The organism is Ruegeria sp. AL11 (assembly GCF_056540865.1).
The window spans coordinates 325105-339688 of record NZ_JBQFXO010000005.1; the positions used below are offsets into that span (position 1 = coordinate 325105).

A 14584-nucleotide genomic window follows, 5' to 3' on the forward strand; every position below is an offset into this window, starting at 1 on the left:
CGCAATAGGAGGCCAATGTGACATTCACGCGATACGCGATCTACTATGCCCCCCCTGCCGATGCAGCGTGGACGCAATTTGCAACCAGCTGGCTGGGCTGGGACATGGAGACCGGGGTACCGGTGGCGCATCCCGCCGTGGATGGCATTGACGTTGCCTCGGTCACCGAAGTGCCGCGCAAATACGGGTTGCACGCGACGATGAAACCTCCGTTCCGGCTGCGCGATGGGCAGACGGTTGAGGCGCTCTACGACGCCTGCGCTACGCTGGCCGCACGCCATGCGCCGGTCTCGCTGGACGGGTTGGAGGTCGCGCGACTGGGCCGGTTTTTGGCCTTGCGCCCGGTCGGAGAAACCCATGCCCTGAACGCCCTCGCCGCGGCCTGTGTGCAAGAGCTTGACGCGTTCCGCGCGCCTGCGTCCGAGGCCGAACTGACCCGCCGCCGCGCCGCGAACCTGACCCCGGAGCAGGACGTCAATCTGGTGCAGTGGGGCTACCCTTACGTGTTGGAGGCCTTTCGGTTCCACATCACCCTGAGCGGAAAACTGGCCAAACCCGTGCTGGCAGAGGTTGAAGCGGCTTTGGACACGCATCTGGCCCCAAAGCTGCCCGCGCCCTTCCGGATCGACGATCTGGCCCTGATGGGCGAGGCCGAGGATGGACGTTTTCACCTGATCCATCGTTACGCCCTTTCCGGCTGAAGCCGCGCAAGGATCGCGCTGACCGTATCGTCAAGCGCGCCCGAGTTGTCGATCTCGATCACCCGGCGCAGCCCTTCGGGCAGCGGCGCTTTAGCACGGCCAAGACGCTTGGCCTGTTCTTCTGTGGATTCGCGCCCCCGCGCTGCAAGGCGTTGTTCCAGAACCTTCGCATCGGCGGTCAGGGAGATCACAATGAGGTCCCCGAACACTTCCTGCGCTTGCAGCAGAACCGCGCGAGAGAAATTGACCAGAAGAGCCTGACCTTTCGTGCGCTGTTTCACGATCTGCACCGGCACACCGTAATGCAGCCCATGCGCCTGCCAGTGCATCGAAAAGGCACCATCCAGCACCATCTGCTCAAACACTTCGACCGAGACCCGGTCAAAATCCTCGCCCTCTTCCCCCTCGGGTCGCGTGATCACGCGGCGCAAGCGCTGGATTCCCGAAGCGCGGGCCTCTAGTGCAGACATGACACTGTCCTTGCCCACGCCTGACGGACCAACAACCGCTATGACCGGAGCAAGGCTCATGCGGCCCGCCCCGGCGTGAACACGGAAACATCCACCTCGCGGTCACAAACACGTTGGCGCGCGTCAATATCGTGGAAAATGCCAACAATTGCGGCGCCGCAAGCCTTGGCCTCTTCGATCAGCGACAAAACCGTTTCCCGGTTCTGTGCGTCCAGACTGGCCGTCGGCTCGTCCAGCAGCATCGCCGGGTAGTCATGCGCAAAACCGCGTGCAATGTTCACACGCTGCTGCTCACCCCCCGAAAACGTGGTCGGGCTGAGCGACCAGAGCCGTTCGGGAATGTTCAACCGCGCCAGCAACCCCGCCGCCTTGTCCAAAGCAGCTTGCCGGTCACAGCCCAGCGCCAAAAGCGGCTCGGCCACGACCTCAAGCGTGGGGACCCGAGGGACAACCCGCAGGAACTGACTGACATAGCCCAGCGTATCACGCCGCAGCGCCAGAATCTCGCGCGGTTGGGCTTTGGCCACGTCCAATCCGCCGACCAGCACCGCGCCAGAGGCCGCGAGGTAGTTTCCATAGATTACTCGCATCAAGGTGGATTTGCCCGCACCCGAGGCCCCGGTCAGGGCAACGCATTCACCGGGGGCCACCTTCAGCGAGGCACCCTCCATCACCGGAATGACCGCGCTGCCCTGATTGTGCAGGGTAAAGCTCTTGCTGACGTCTGTAAGCTCAATCATCGCTTCATCTTTTCCCAAATATTCAAACCTGCAGAACGCTGGACACAAGCAGCTGCGTATAGGCGTGCTGCGGATCGTCCAGCACCTGATCGGTCAGACCGGTTTCAACGACATGCCCGTCTTTCATCACCATCAACCGGTCCGCCAACAGGCGCACAACGGCCAGATCATGGGTGACGATGATCGCACTCAGCCCCATCTCACGCACCAATCCGCGCAACAGGTCCAGAAGCCGCGCCTGAACCGAAACATCCAGCCCTCCGGTCGGTTCATCCATGAACACCAGCCGAGGCCCCGTCACCAGATTGCGCGCGATCTGCAGGCGCTGCTGCATCCCCCCCGAGAACGCAGTGGGGCGATCATCGACCCGAGCCTCGCTGATCTCAACCCGGCCCAACCAGTCGATTGCCTTGTCGCGAATGTCACCGTAATGACGATCGCCGACGGCCATAAGGCGCTCGCCGATATTGCCGCCAGCACTGACCGACATGCGCAGCCCATCACGGGCGTGTTGATGAACAAAGGCCCAGTCCGTGCGGCTGAGCATCCGCCGCTCGGGCTCGGACATGGTGACCGTATCCACCGGACCGTCTGCACGGGTGTCAAAGATCACCTGCCCCGCATCGGGTTCTAGGTGACCTGCCAGACAATTCAGCAACGTCGATTTGCCCGACCCGCTTTCGCCAACGATCCCCATCACCTCACCCGGATAGAGATCAAAACTGACATCCGTACATCCGATCCGGGCACCGTAGCTTTTTTCGATGTCCTTAACTTGCAACAGCGGAGTCATGCCGCGTCCTCTCTGGTCATAGGGCCTTGGTGGCCCGCCTCACGGCGCGACCGGCAATAATCCGTGTCCGAGCAGACGAACATCCGATTGCCCGCGTCATCCATGATGACTTCGTCCAGATAGCTGTCCTCGGCCCCGCACAGGTCGCAGGGGTGATCCGCTTTGGAGGCCTCAAACGGGTAGTCCTCAAAATCGAGGCTGACGACTTTGGTATGGGGCGGCACCGCGTAGATCCGCTGTTCGCGCCCCGCGCCGAACAGTTGGATCGCGTCCATCTCCAGCTTCGGGTTGTCGAATTTCGGAATCGGCGACGGGTCCATCACATAGCGGTCCGACACTTTGACCGGGTACGCATATGAGGTCGAAATCGCGCCGTGTTGGCTGATATCTTCATAAAGCTTCACATGCATCAGCCCGTATTCCTCAAGGCTGTGCATCTTTCGCGTCTCGGTCTCGCGCGGTTCGAGAAAACGCAGAGGCTCAGGGATCGGGACCTGATAGACAAGGATCTGATCCTCGGTCAGCTTTGCCTCGGGGATGCGGTGGCGGGTCTGGATGACGGTGGCCTTCTCGGTCTCTTCCGTGGTTTCAACGCCTGCTGTGTTCTCAAAGAACTTGCGGATCGACACCGCGTTGGTCGTGTCATCCGCGCCCTGATCAATCACCTTGAACGTATCGTCAGGCGTCAGCGTTGCTGCCGAGACCTGAACACCGCCGGTACCCCAGCCATAGGGCATCGGCATCTCGCGGCTGGCAAAGGGCACCTGATACCCCGGAACCGCCAACCCTTTGAGGATCGCCCGGCGGATCATCCGCTTGGTCTGCTCATCCAGATAGGCGAAGTTGTACTCCGTCATAGCAAACCTCTTTCAGTCAACGCGGCATCCAAAGCCTGTGGCGAAGTGAAGTGAATGGCGTCCATGCCCACTGCCTGTGCACCTTTGACATTGTGCAGGCCGTCGTCGATGAACACGCAGTCTTCGGGCGCGTGGCCGGAACGTTCGCACAGGATTTCGAAAATCCGCGCGTCGGGTTTCATCACGCCCTCCTGGCCCGACACGACCAGCGTGCCAAAGACCTCGCCCAGCCGTGGTTGAACCTTCAGCCCCTCGGGCCAGGTTTCCGCCGACCAGTTGGTGATGGCGTGGACCGGCGTGCCTTGCGTCTTCAGACGATCCAGAACGTCCCATGTGCCGTGGATCGGTGTCTCGACCGTGCGGGCGTAGAGGCCGACATAGGCTTCGAACAGCTCCTGATCGCGCGGGTCCGAAAGCTCCTGCGCCATATCGGCGAAACGCTCTCCATTGTCGCCCCGCGCGTTGCGCGCTAGGAAATCTGTCCTTTTGATGAAGGCGTGTGCGGCGTCTTCCGACCCCAGCTCCTCGACCCAGGCCAGATGCGGCTGCCAATCGACAAGCACGCCACCGATATCAAAAACCACCGCTTTCATTCTGCAGCCTCCTTGGGTGCTATGCGTTCTTCCGCCTCTCGGCGCAGCTTGCGCACGAGTTCCAGTTCCGATTGGAAATCCACGTAATGCGGCAGCTTGATGTGTTCGAGGAACCCGGTGGCCTGAATATTATCCGCATGGCTGAGGACGAATTCCTCATCCTGCGCGGCAGCCCCCAGATAGTCTTCGCCCAGCTCTTTCCACCGCAATGCCCGGTCGACTAGAGCCATCGAGATCGCTTTGCGCTCGGACTGCCCAAAGACCAGACCATAGCCACGGGTGAACTGCGGCGGTTCGGTCTTGGAACCCTGAAACTGGTTGACGGTTTCACATTCGGTCAGCTCGACCTCACCGATCTCAATGGCGAAACCAAGCTCGGGGATGTCCATCTCGACCGCCACTTTACCGATCCGCAATTCGCCGACAAAAGCGTGGTTACGGGCGTAGCCGCGCTGGGTTGAGTAGGCCATGCCGAGAACGAACCCCTCATCCCCGCGGGTCAGAGCCTGCAAACGCAAAGGGCGGTTCGACGGAAACTCCATCGGCTCCCGCGTCAGGTCGCCCGGTGCGTCCTCGCTGAGCGGCTCGTCCTGAATAACGCCCTCACCCTTGAGGAAGCTGGTGATATGCGGTGTCGGTTCTTGCCGGGCGTCGCCTTCGGGCGCGGGGGCAATTTCACCATCGGCGGCCAGTTTAAAATCCAGCAGGCGGTGGGTGTAGTCGAAAGTCGGCCCCAGCACCTGCCCGCCCGGCGCGTCCTTGAACGTGGCCGAGACACGACGGTCGCAGGCCATATCCCCCGTCTTGACCGGGTTGGAATAGCCAAACCGAGGCAGTGTGGTGCGATAGGCACGGATCAGAAAGATCGCCTCAATCAGATCCCCGCGCGCCTGCTTGATCGCCAGCGCGGCGAGATCCGGGTCGTACAGGGAGCCCTCTGCCATGACGCGATTGACGGCAAGACTTAGCTGTTCGCGGATTTGCGGGATGCTCAGATCGGCGATGTCAGTATCGCCCCGGCGCTCTTCGGCCAGCCAGGCATGGGCGTTTTCGATGGCCTTTTCACCACCTTTGACGGCTACATACATCGGTTATCCCTCGGCCTTGATCTGCGTGCTGCGCGGCAAGGCTGCGACCTGATCCCCGCAGGTGAAGAAGAAGTCACAGCCCAACGGATAGAGCATCGCGTTGCCCTGCAGCGCCGCGATATCCGGCAGCGACAGACGTGCCGTGGTCTTGATCCCAGGCCCGCTCAGAACCGCGCCCTTAGGCGCGAGTGCATCACTCTCAACAATCAAAGTGGCCGAGCGGTCGGGATATTCGGACGTGCCGATCCTGTAGTCGTTCAAAGGCATCAGTTCAGGCCAGCGGCCCACGGCGAAATCCGCTTTCGACGCCTCGACGATTGGAGCACCTGTATGAAACCCGAGCCATTGACGCATGTCCGGCGTATCTGCCGCGCCCGCCAGATAAACCCCTGTATCCGCATCGCACAGAGTCAGCAGCAGAGTACCTGCCGCAACCGATAGCGGTGCCGGAGGTTCCGCCCCGACTAGCGTTCTGATTTCTCCGGGTCGCGCCATCACGGTCATCGCGGCTCGAAACGCGTGCGCGGCATCGCGCGAGGCGTCCTGAAATCCACCTGAGAAGTGCGTTTGTGCGTTCATCAGTCCTCTCCCCGGACCAGCGTGAAGAACTCGACCTTGGTGGCCGCCGCTTTTGCCGCACGCGCCTTGCGGGTATCCTGCATTTGGGTCTTGAGCGGAGTGATCACCAGCTCGGTCAGACGATCCGCTGCCTCGGTCTGCATCAGAGCATCAATCAGTGCGGCGGCCTCAGCCTTGGGCTTGGAACGGCCCTGGACGTAGCCATGGCCCACGGTGCCATCCTCCAAAGCCAGTGAACAGCGCGTGACCGTCATTTCTCCCAGATTGAACGGAGCGCCAATGGCGCCCGCACGACCGCGCACCATCACGCCGCCAATCTCGGGGCTGCGCAGCCATTTGAACGATGGACGATCCGCCACCCTGTCCCAAAGCGGCATCATCGCATCCTCGGGGGCGCGGGCCAGCAGGCCCATCCACTCCTGACGCGTGATCCCGTTGCTTTTCATCTGTTCTGTCATCGAAAGCCCTTGTCGCGGTTGTCTACTTGACCTATACAACTAGACAAATATTAACCTGCATCCGCCTTCCAGGCAATCCATGAGACCGTGAAGTTTTGATGACATGAGCAAAACACCGATCTGGAAAAGCATCGCACTCAGCCTGACCTCGGATATCGCCGAGGGGCGCTTTGGCACCGGTGACCGCCTGCCGACCGAGGCGCAACTGGCGGCAACACACGGCGTCAATCGGCACACCGTCAGGCGCGCATTGGCCGAGCTGGCGGAGCAAGGGTTGGTTCAGCCTCGACGCGGGGCGGGTGTCTTTGTCACCGCGCGACCAACGGATTATCCGATCGGCAAACGAGTTCGTTATCACAAGAGCATTTCCGCCAGCGGCAAGATACCGGGCAAGCGTATCCTGTCCCTGACCACCCGCGCTGCGGATGAGGCCGAAGCCGAGGCACTGGCTTTGCAGCCCGGCGATCCGGTTCACGTCTATGACGGATTATCTTTGGCAGATGGTCAGCCCATTGCGCTGTTTCAAAGCGTCTTTCCAGCGCTCAGACTGCCCGACATTCTCACCCACCTAACCGAAACCCAATCCGTCACCAAGGCGCTTCAGCTTTGCGGAATTGAGGATTTTGTACGAACGTCCACACGGCTGACGGCCCGCGCGGCAACGGCGACGCAGGCGCTGAACCTGAACCTCAACGAAGGCGCGCCGATCCTGCATTCGCTTGGGATCAATGCGGCCCCAGATGGGCAGCCAGTCGAGTATGGAAAAACCGTTTTCGCCGGTGAGCGCGTAACCTTGACGCTGAACGAGACCTGACAAGGGGGCGCTGCCGTCCGTCTTCAGCCTCCTGCCGGAGGCCTCATCCCGTTGGGGGTTGCGCCGCGCAAAGCGCGGCGCTGGACCCAAGGCCGCCAATGGGTATCGGCGTAGCCGATGCACATGCGGGCGCGGGAGGGTTACGCGTATTTCTCCAGAAACGCCTCAATGTGCAACGCGCGGAAATCCGGCAGCACGTCGCGCAATCTGTCGTGGCTCCAATCCCACCACGCCAGGGCCAGTAGCCTCTCTGACACGTGTTCGGAAAAGCGGCGGCGGATCGGTTGCGCGGTTACCCCGGCAACGATCGTGTAGGGGGCGACATCCTTGGTGACGATCGCGCCGGACGCCACAACCGCCCCGTGCCCGATCGTCACCTCGGGCTTGATGATCGCCGCGTGGCCGATCCAAGTGTCATGACCAATCGACGCCTGTCTCCCGGCACGATAGGCAAACCATTCGGCATCGTCTTCGGCATCCTCCCAATAATCCGCTGAGCGATACAGAAAATGATGCAATGAGGTTTTCTCCATCGGGTGATCCGTCGCGCCGATCCGGGTGAAGCTGGCGATATTGGCGAATTTGCCGATCTCGGCATTGGCAATGTCACAGGTTCGGTCGCAATAGGAGTAGTCGCCGAACCGCGAATTGGCGACCCGAGTCCCGGCGCCGATCTCGACATAGGCACCAAAACTGCTGCCCGAGATCTGGCAGTCCGGATGAATGAAAGGCTGATCAGAGCGCAGGCGCGTCATCGTATTCCCCATACGCTCAGGACTGCAGCTTGGCCGCACCGCGCGGCTTGCGCTTTTTGCCGGCCTCGCCCTGAATCAGACGCTTGCGCAACCAGCCCGAGAACCAATCCATCAGCATCACCATCAGAATGATGAGAACGATGTAATAGGCGACTTCTTCCCAGTCTTTCTGCGTGATGATCGCCTGCGTCAGCAACAGACCAATCCCGCCACCGGTGATCGCGCCAATCACTGTCGCGCTGCGGGTGTTGGATTCGAGGAAATAAAGAAGCTGGCTGAGCAGAACCGGAGTGATCTGCGGGATCACCCCAAAGCGGTAGCGTTGCGGCGCATTGGCCCCGGTCGACTGGACGCCTTCGATCTGCTTGTTGTCGACATTCTCCAGCGCCTCGGAGAAGATCTTGCCGAAGGTTCCGGTATCGGTCACCAGAATGGCCAGGGCCCCTGTCAGCGGTCCCGGGCCAAAAGCACGCGCCAGAACCACGGTCCAGATCAACGCATCCACGCCTCGTACAAAGTCAAACACGCGCCGCGTTGCAAAGCGGACCGAGCGCAGCGGGTTGAAGTTCCGCGTCGCGAGGAAGGCCAAGGGCAGAGCAATCATACCCGCGCCCAGCGTGCCGAGGAACGCCATCAGGATCGTCTCGAAAATCGCCCAAGCCACGTCCTGGTGCCGCCACATCTTGTTGGTCCAGAAGTCATTCAGGATCGCGCCTGCCTCACCAGATGCTGCGAGGCTCACAAGCTCGGGGAAGGACTTGCCGTAGTAGGGGCTGTCGAGCGTGAACCAGAACAGCTCCCACCCGGTGAAGTAGCGGAACACCTCGGACCGGTTGCGGGTGACAGTAAGACGGCCTGCATCGGTTTTGATGGCCAGACGGTTCTTGGAGACATTGATCCAGTCCGGAACCTCTCCGGCAGGAAGTTCGGCCTGCACACCGGTCGACCGGCTGGGGGTTGCGCGCACGGTGCCATAGCCGGGGATGTCGTATTCGACCGTCTCGGGGCCGAAACGCACCACATGACCGTCTTCCAGATCAATCACCGTGGTCTCACCCAGCGCGACCCAATCGGGCGCGGTGCCGTCGGGATAGCTTCCCTTGCGCTCACCCTCGATCGCGGCAGAGACCTCACCAGTGCGGTTATCGCGTTCGATATGGGTCTTGTAGCTGTAGCTGTCCGCCACCAGTGTCTTGCCGTTTTCCCAGTTGGCCCGCTCGGTCAGGCCCGGAACGTCGAAGGCGAAGAATACGTAGATCAGATAAAGGGCAACCAGCCCCGGCAGCCCAAAATTCACGATGCGCTTGCGGCTGAACAGGCGGTCCGCTTCGGCCTTCAGGTCGTCAATCGACAAATCGGTGGCAAAGGTACTCATACCGAGGCTCCTTTTTCCGACCCGTGGGTCAGGCGGTCGCGCAGATAGCCCGAGATCTGATCAACGACCACAATAGTAACGAAGAGAAGGATGAAGATGGCCGCAGCCTCATCGTAGCGGCCTTGCCCCCAGGACATGGCGTTGCGCAGCTCGTAGCCCAGGCCACCGGCACCGACAAAACCAAGGATGGCCGAGGCGCGGATGTTGATTTCGAACCGCAGCAAAGCGTAGCTGACATAGTTCGGGCCAACCTGAGGAATCACGCCCAGATACATGCGCTGTGACCAGTTGGCCCCGACGGACTGCAACCCCTCAACCGGTTTCAGAGAGGCGTTTTCATTCACCTCAGAGAACAGCTTGCCCAAAGCGCCAGCCGTGTGGATGGCAATGGCGATCATCGCGGGCACTGGCCCTCCACCGAGAATGAAGATCAAAACCAGAGCAATCACGATTTCCGGGATCGCGCGGCAGATGTCTGAGATCCGACGGAACAGCGGTATCAACGAGGGCCAAAGCGCCATGCCCCGCGTCGCCATCAGGGCCAGAAACGTGCCCGCAATCGTCCCGATCAGGGTCGAGGCGGCGGCAATGTTGATCGTCTCGATCAGGGCCGGGAAGAATTCGACCAGATTGGCCGGCATCTCGGCGATCTTTTCCCACGCCTCGGACAGAACCTCGGACGGGTAGTCCAGAATCCGATGCCAGCCATCTGTGAAACTGCCTGCATTGCGCTCATCAGCCGTGCGGAAGCCCGCCGCCATCAGGGCGACGAACAGGATCAGGAGAATACCACCATAGACCCGTTTGCGCCGCGTCATCGCGGTATAGTCGTCGCGGATCTGATCGACGCTATAGGACCCTGCCGAAAGGTCAGTCATGGAATGCTCCTGAGTGGAAAACGGGGTCCGGCATTTAACCGGACCCCGCGAATAGAAGAGACAGGTTTAGTTGGACTTCAGCTTGCGCGCTTCGATGATGATTTCGTAGGCGTCGTGGGTGATCGGATCAAAGCTTTTGGCTTCGCCCGCAGCCACACCGTAGAAGCAATCGCGGTCTTTTTCCGAAAGCGTGTCCCAAAGCTCGGTCACTTTGGCTTTGACGTCGGCAGGCAGCGCCTTGCGGACAACAACCGGACCTTCCGGGATCGGCTCGGATTTCCAGATCTGCACCAGATCGTTCATGTCGATCAGACCGGCGTCCACCGCGCGGCGCAGAGCACCCGACTGGTAGCCGTCTTCCCATTCGCCCAGACCGTCGGCCCAGGTCACACCGCCATCAACGTCGCCGTTGTTCACGGCAACGATGGTCTGCTCGTGACCGCCGGTGAACTTCACTTCACCGAAATAGTCGCCCGAATCCATGGTCGCGCCCGTTGCGGCAGGGATTTCAATCGACGGGATCAGGTAGCCCGAGGTCGAATTGGGATCGCCGAAGCCAAAGGTCTTGCCTTTCATGTCTTCCAACGAGGTGATGCCGCTGTCTTTGCGGGCAAAACCGATCGAGTGATAGCCGTAGCCGCCATCGGTGTTGACCTTGACCAGAACCGGCTCAACCGCTTCGGGGTCGGAAAGGTAGGTTTTCGCGTAACCCGACGCGCCCAGCCAGGCTACGTCAATGGTGCCGCCCAGCAGACCCTGGATCACACCGTTATAGTCGGCAGGGGCAAACAGCTTGGCCGGAACGCCCAGAGCCTCTTCGGTGTAGACGCGCAGGCATTCGTTGTTGTTCAGACGGTCCTGAGCGTTCTCACCGCCCAGAATACCGATACGCAGCTCGGAAATCTCCTGAGCCATTACAGGCGCGGCCATGGCAGTGGTCGCAACAAGGGCAGCAACTAGTTTTTTCATCTGTCTCTCTCTCCAGTTTGATGTTCCCGACCTCTCATCGGGCCGGGCGATGAAAGGGGTAGGGGTGGCTCAGACGGTCGCTTCGGCTTCCATCAGGGCCTTTTGTGTGGCGTCGAGGGTTTCGATCTCGGTTGAGGTTGCCTCTTCCGAGAAGCTGGCATCGGCGCCATAGATCTCGCGGGCGACACCTGTGGTCAGTTGTTCGGGCAGACCGTCAAAGACGATACGCCCGTCGCGCATACCCACCACGCGGTCGCAATAGCGGCGCGCAGTATCCAGCGTGTGCAGGTTGGCAATGACGGTGCGGCCGTCCTCTTCGTGGATGCGGCGCAGGGTCTGCATCACCACCTGAGCATTCATCGGGTCCAGCGAGGCAATCGGTTCATCGGCCAGAATGATCTTGGGGTCCTGCATCAGGGCGCGGGCAATGGCCACGCGCTGCTGCTGACCACCCGAAAGCGCCTCGGCCCTCTTGGGCGCATGTTCCGCGATGCCCAGACGATCGAGGATGTCGATAGCGCGGTGGACCTCATCCATCGGGAACAGATTGAACATCGTAGCCAGGGTCGAGTGGCGGTTCAGCGTCCCGTGCAACACGTTCGACACCACGTCCAACCGGGGCACGAGGTTGAACTGCTGGAAGATCATCGCACAATCGGCCTGCCAGGCGCGCTTTTCACGACCCTTCAACTGAGTCACGTCGCGGCCTTGAAACAGGATCTCGCCATCGCTGGCATCCGTCAGACGGTTGATCATGCGCAACAGCGTCGATTTACCCGCACCCGATCGACCGATGATGCCGATCATGCATGGCTTGTCCACGTCCAGCGTTGCGGTATCCACTGCGACATTCTCGCCGAAGCGTTTGGTCAATTTTTTGATGTGCAGCACGTGCCACCCCCAATTCGTGTTGGCGGGTAGCTACGGATTGCACTCAACGGATATGTGTCGGTTCAGTGAAAGTTTTGTAAACACCGCAGCCCGTACCATAGGGCCTACCCTTCAGGCTCATTCCCCGCTATACGCGCCCGCAACACCAGTTTCCTGCATGAGGCCCGCCATGAGCTTTGACCGTTCCATCAAGATCGCTCCGTCGATCCTGTCCGCCGATTTTGCCAATTTCGGAGCTGAAATTCAGGCTATCGAGGCGCAGGGTGCCGATTGGGTCCATGTGGACGTCATGGATGGCCATTTCGTGCCAAACCTGACCTTCGGCCCGCCGGCGGTCAAAGCGTTCCGTCCCCATGTAAAAACGGTGATGGATGTGCATCTGATGATCACGCCGGTCGATCCTTATATCCAGGCCTATGCCGATGCAGGCGCCGATATCCTGACCGCGCATGTCGAGGCCGGTCCGCATACACACCGCACCCTGCAGGCCATCCGGGCCGCTGGCATGAAAGCCGGCGTCGCCCTGAACCCCGGCACCCCGGCCGAGGCGGTCGAACATCTGCTGGACCTCACCGATCTGGTCTGCGTCATGACAGTGAACCCGGGCTTCGGAGGCCAAAAGTTCATCGACATGACCACCAAAGTCCGCAAGCTCCGCGAGATGATCGGAGACCGCCCGGTGCATATCGAGATTGACGGCGGTGTTGACCCAAACACAGCCCCGCTGGTCGCAGCAGCAGGCGCGGATGTGCTGGTCGCGGGATCGGCCGTGTTCAAGGGCGGGTCTGTCGACAAGCCTGAGGTCTATGGTGCGAATATCGCTTCGGTTCGGGCGGCTGCGGAATCTGCATTGAAATAATGTTACTGGCCGCCGCTGTATCTCAGCCGCAAAAGGTCAGAACGAGATCTTGAAACTCAATGATCCAACAACCTGCCCTTCAGGTTGTTGGTTGAATTCTTCACTTAGATAGGTCGCGCCGTAGAACAGAGTTCCGTATTTGGCCTCCCAGTTCAGACCAAGGCGCGCACGATACCGTTCGTGCTTAAGGCTGACCTCCCCGGAATTCGGGATATATGCGCTGTCGGCTACATAGGCTGCATCAAACCCGAACACGCCGCTGACACCCTTTGGCCCTGTCCGCATAGAGCGATAGCGCTGCCCGGTGATCTTGTCGCGGATCAGTAGCTCTGACCGCCCCACCTGTCCGAAAGTCACGTCCATTCCGACGCGGGCGAGATTTTCGTCCCCGGCCCGCACAGAGGCAAACGGGCGGACGCGCGTGTTTCGGCCCCAATCCCACTCTCGCCCGAATTCCGCGACTACGGTGGGATAAAAATCATTGGAAATCTGCTCATCCAGGACCGCCCGCGACGGTGGCGTGCTTCCGATCAGCTTGTGAAATTCGGTCTGCAGGCTGTCCACGCCCGTTTGCGGCCCTACGGCCACCAATTCAGCGCCAACAGTGAACTGCGCACTACGTCTTTGAAAATGCGTATACGCACCAAGCGACAGGATCCCGGCATACTGTCTGTCCTGCGGGTTTGGCGTAACCAGATCCTCGGGAGATATCATCTGCGTGTACGCCCGAATCTCGATCACGTCCCCAAAGGTTTCTGGCAGTTCCCCGCTCCAGCCCCGCGCCAGAATCCACGACAGGTTCAGAGACGATGTCTGCCAACGGTCGTGATCATCACCAATCAGATCATCCGTGAACATCCAACCGAACCCGATCAGCTCTCGCTTTGTTGGCTCTGTTTGTTGGGGCGTGGGAGACAAGGATTGCGCGAGCAGAAACTGCGGAACACAGATGAAGATAAGTGCCCAGAATATCTTCATTGCCGTCCCCTTCCCTCTTCACGCTCAGCCGTTCATCAGGCGCGATACGTTTTCAAGGACCGTAAGAAAAGGTTTTGATTTCAACAATATTTTCGTGCGCGAGTGCAGTAAGTCGCGGCCAAAAGGCAACATCTCCAACGCCCTGAGAAACATCGGGATCATAGCTGCAACAAACGAAAAAGGGCGTCCCGAGGGACGCCCTTTCCGTCTGATCATTCGCTTGCGCGACTTATTCAGTGATTTTCGACACAACGCCGGCGCCGACGGTGCGGCCGCCTTCGCGGATCGCGAAGCGCAGACCCTGCTCCATCGCGATCGGGGCGATCAGCTCAACGCCGAACGACACGTTGTCGCCAGGCATGACCATCTCGGTGCCTTCCGCCAGGGTCACGGTGCCGGTCACGTCAGTTGTACGGAAGTAGAACTGAGGACGGTAGTTCGCGAAGAACGGAGTGTGACGACCGCCTTCTTCCTTGGTCAGGATGTAGGCTTCGGCTTCGAACTTGGTGTGCGGTGTAACCGAACCCGGCTTACACAGAACCTGGCCACGCTCAACGCCGTCACGGTCAACACCACGCAGCAGCGCGCCGATGTTGTCGCCCGCTTCACCGCGGTCCAGCAGCTTGCGGAACATTTCAACGCCGGTGCAGGTGGTTTTCGAAGTGTCGCGGATGCCGACGATTTCAATCTCGTCACCAACGTTGATCACGCCACGCTCAACACGGCCGGTCACAACGGTACCACGACCCGAGATCGAGAACACGTCTTCGATCGGCATCAGGAACG

Annotated in this window: 18 protein-coding genes; 3 read left to right on the top strand and 15 right to left on the bottom strand. The window is 60.3% G+C overall.

Going from position 1 to position 14584, the window contains the following annotated elements:
• Positions 1-17 precede the first annotated feature (17 nt).
• Positions 18-701, top strand: a complete 684-nt coding sequence (locus ACR0IP_RS10805; RefSeq protein ID WP_480525464.1) for a DUF1045 domain-containing protein — start codon at positions 18-20, stop codon at positions 699-701.
• Here the strand turns inward: ACR0IP_RS10805 and phnN are convergent.
• From phnN to phnG, 8 genes are read right to left on the bottom strand one after another with little or no spacing between them, the layout of a single operon-like run.
• The gene (gene phnN / locus ACR0IP_RS10810; RefSeq protein ID WP_480525465.1) at positions 683-1231 is read right to left on the bottom strand and encodes a phosphonate metabolism protein/1,5-bisphosphokinase (PRPP-forming) PhnN; all 549 of its coding nucleotides are present in this window, start codon (positions 1229-1231) and stop codon (positions 683-685) included. The genes ACR0IP_RS10805 and phnN overlap by 19 nt on opposite strands.
• Complete coding sequence (gene phnL / locus ACR0IP_RS10815; RefSeq protein ID WP_480525467.1) at positions 1228-1911, bottom strand: phosphonate C-P lyase system protein PhnL; 684 nt, start codon at positions 1909-1911, stop codon at positions 1228-1230. Before phnL ends, phnN begins: the two co-directional genes overlap by 4 nt.
• A 22-nt stretch (positions 1912-1933) precedes the next feature.
• The gene (gene phnK, locus ACR0IP_RS10820; protein WP_170377532.1) at positions 1934-2704 is read right to left on the bottom strand and encodes a phosphonate C-P lyase system protein PhnK; all 771 of its coding nucleotides are present in this window, start codon (positions 2702-2704) and stop codon (positions 1934-1936) included.
• Positions 2701-3561 carry an alpha-D-ribose 1-methylphosphonate 5-phosphate C-P-lyase PhnJ gene (locus ACR0IP_RS10825; RefSeq protein ID WP_170766510.1) on the bottom strand — a complete coding sequence of 287 codons (861 nt, stop codon included), beginning with the start codon at positions 3559-3561 and terminating at the stop codon, positions 2701-2703. The genes phnK and ACR0IP_RS10825 overlap by 4 nt, the downstream gene beginning before the upstream one ends.
• The gene (locus tag ACR0IP_RS10830; protein WP_480525470.1) at positions 3558-4154 is read right to left on the bottom strand and encodes an HAD family hydrolase; all 597 of its coding nucleotides are present in this window, start codon (positions 4152-4154) and stop codon (positions 3558-3560) included. The genes ACR0IP_RS10825 and ACR0IP_RS10830 overlap by 4 nt, the downstream gene beginning before the upstream one ends.
• The gene (locus ACR0IP_RS10835; protein ID WP_170639164.1) at positions 4151-5242 is read right to left on the bottom strand and encodes a carbon-phosphorus lyase complex subunit PhnI; all 1092 of its coding nucleotides are present in this window, start codon (positions 5240-5242) and stop codon (positions 4151-4153) included. Before ACR0IP_RS10835 ends, ACR0IP_RS10830 begins: the two co-directional genes overlap by 4 nt.
• 3 nt (positions 5243-5245) lie before the next feature.
• A complete protein-coding gene (gene phnH, locus ACR0IP_RS10840) occupies positions 5246-5821 on the bottom strand; it encodes a phosphonate C-P lyase system protein PhnH (RefSeq protein WP_170377522.1) in 576 nt (191 codons plus the stop codon).
• Positions 5821-6279 carry a phosphonate C-P lyase system protein PhnG gene (phnG, locus tag ACR0IP_RS10845; protein WP_480525471.1) on the bottom strand — a complete coding sequence of 153 codons (459 nt, stop codon included), beginning with the start codon at positions 6277-6279 and terminating at the stop codon, positions 5821-5823. Before phnG ends, phnH begins: the two co-directional genes overlap by 1 nt.
• A 103-nt stretch (positions 6280-6382) precedes the next feature.
• Here phnG and phnF point away from each other — a divergent pair, with 103 nt between their 5' ends.
• Entirely contained in the window at positions 6383-7093 is a 711-nt protein-coding gene (phnF, locus tag ACR0IP_RS10850; RefSeq protein ID WP_170377520.1) for a phosphonate metabolism transcriptional regulator PhnF, read from the top strand.
• 140 nt (positions 7094-7233) lie between these two features.
• Here phnF and ACR0IP_RS10855 read toward each other — a convergent pair whose 3' ends face one another.
• From ACR0IP_RS10855 to phnC, 5 genes are all read right to left on the bottom strand, one after another.
• The gene (locus ACR0IP_RS10855) at positions 7234-7848 is read right to left on the bottom strand and encodes an LbetaH domain-containing protein (RefSeq protein WP_170639162.1); all 615 of its coding nucleotides are present in this window, start codon (positions 7846-7848) and stop codon (positions 7234-7236) included.
• 16 nt (positions 7849-7864) lie between these two features.
• Positions 7865-9223, bottom strand: coding sequence for a phosphonate ABC transporter, permease protein PhnE (gene phnE, locus ACR0IP_RS10860; RefSeq protein ID WP_480525474.1), 1359 nt, complete (start codon positions 9221-9223; stop codon positions 7865-7867).
• Positions 9220-10101: a phosphonate ABC transporter, permease protein PhnE gene (gene phnE, locus ACR0IP_RS10865; protein WP_170640666.1), complete on the bottom strand. Its 882-nt coding sequence runs from the start codon at positions 10099-10101 to the stop codon at positions 9220-9222. Before phnE (ACR0IP_RS10865) ends, phnE (ACR0IP_RS10860) begins: the two co-directional genes overlap by 4 nt.
• A 66-nt stretch (positions 10102-10167) precedes the next feature.
• Positions 10168-11070, bottom strand: a complete 903-nt coding sequence (gene phnD, locus ACR0IP_RS10870; RefSeq protein ID WP_170377512.1) for a phosphonate ABC transporter substrate-binding protein — start codon at positions 11068-11070, stop codon at positions 10168-10170.
• Between the two features lie 69 nt (positions 11071-11139).
• Positions 11140-11961, bottom strand: coding sequence for a phosphonate ABC transporter ATP-binding protein (gene phnC / locus ACR0IP_RS10875; RefSeq protein ID WP_170377510.1), 822 nt, complete (start codon positions 11959-11961; stop codon positions 11140-11142).
• A 169-nt stretch (positions 11962-12130) separates the two neighbouring features.
• Between phnC and rpe the strand changes: the two genes are divergently transcribed.
• Complete coding sequence (rpe, locus tag ACR0IP_RS10880) at positions 12131-12820, top strand: ribulose-phosphate 3-epimerase (protein WP_170719618.1); 690 nt, start codon at positions 12131-12133, stop codon at positions 12818-12820.
• A 36-nt stretch (positions 12821-12856) separates the two neighbouring features.
• Here rpe and ACR0IP_RS10885 read toward each other — a convergent pair whose 3' ends face one another.
• Together ACR0IP_RS10885 and ACR0IP_RS10890 are read right to left on the bottom strand one after the other, a co-directional pair.
• Positions 12857-13798 carry a lipid A-modifier LpxR family protein gene (locus tag ACR0IP_RS10885; protein ID WP_480525476.1) on the bottom strand — a complete coding sequence of 314 codons (942 nt, stop codon included), beginning with the start codon at positions 13796-13798 and terminating at the stop codon, positions 12857-12859.
• Between the two features lie 229 nt (positions 13799-14027).
• Positions 14028-14584 (bottom strand): EF-Tu C-terminal domain-related protein (locus ACR0IP_RS10890; RefSeq protein WP_480525478.1); only part of this gene is annotated, 557 nt, incomplete at its 5' end.

Coding starts and splice junctions, on each gene's coding strand:
- phnN (WP_480525465.1), bottom strand. CDS start 1,231: ATGAGCCTTGCTCCGGTCATAGCGGTTGTTGGTCCGTCAGGCGTGGGC.
- ACR0IP_RS10825 (WP_170766510.1), bottom strand. CDS start 3,561: ATGACGGAGTACAACTTCGCCTATCTGGATGAGCAGACCAAGCGGATG.
- ACR0IP_RS10855 (WP_170639162.1), bottom strand. CDS start 7,848: ATGACGCGCCTGCGCTCTGATCAGCCTTTCATTCATCCGGACTGCCAG.
- ACR0IP_RS10885 (WP_480525476.1), bottom strand. CDS start 13,798: ATGAAGATATTCTGGGCACTTATCTTCATCTGTGTTCCGCAGTTTCTG.
- rpe (WP_170719618.1), top strand. CDS start 12,131: ATGAGCTTTGACCGTTCCATCAAGATCGCTCCGTCGATCCTGTCCGCC.
- phnF (WP_170377520.1), top strand. CDS start 6,383: ATGAGCAAAACACCGATCTGGAAAAGCATCGCACTCAGCCTGACCTCG.
- phnE (WP_480525474.1), bottom strand. CDS start 9,223: ATGAGTACCTTTGCCACCGATTTGTCGATTGACGACCTGAAGGCCGAA.
- phnE (WP_170640666.1), bottom strand. CDS start 10,101: ATGACTGACCTTTCGGCAGGGTCCTATAGCGTCGATCAGATCCGCGAC.
- phnK (WP_170377532.1), bottom strand. CDS start 2,704: ATGACTCCGCTGTTGCAAGTTAAGGACATCGAAAAAAGCTACGGTGCC.
- ACR0IP_RS10830 (WP_480525470.1), bottom strand. CDS start 4,154: ATGAAAGCGGTGGTTTTTGATATCGGTGGCGTGCTTGTCGATTGGCAG.
- ACR0IP_RS10835 (WP_170639164.1), bottom strand. CDS start 5,242: ATGTATGTAGCCGTCAAAGGTGGTGAAAAGGCCATCGAAAACGCCCAT.
- phnH (WP_170377522.1), bottom strand. CDS start 5,821: ATGAACGCACAAACGCACTTCTCAGGTGGATTTCAGGACGCCTCGCGC.
- phnG (WP_480525471.1), bottom strand. CDS start 6,279: ATGACAGAACAGATGAAAAGCAACGGGATCACGCGTCAGGAGTGGATG.
- phnD (WP_170377512.1), bottom strand. CDS start 11,070: ATGAAAAAACTAGTTGCTGCCCTTGTTGCGACCACTGCCATGGCCGCG.
- phnL (WP_480525467.1), bottom strand. CDS start 1,911: ATGATTGAGCTTACAGACGTCAGCAAGAGCTTTACCCTGCACAATCAG.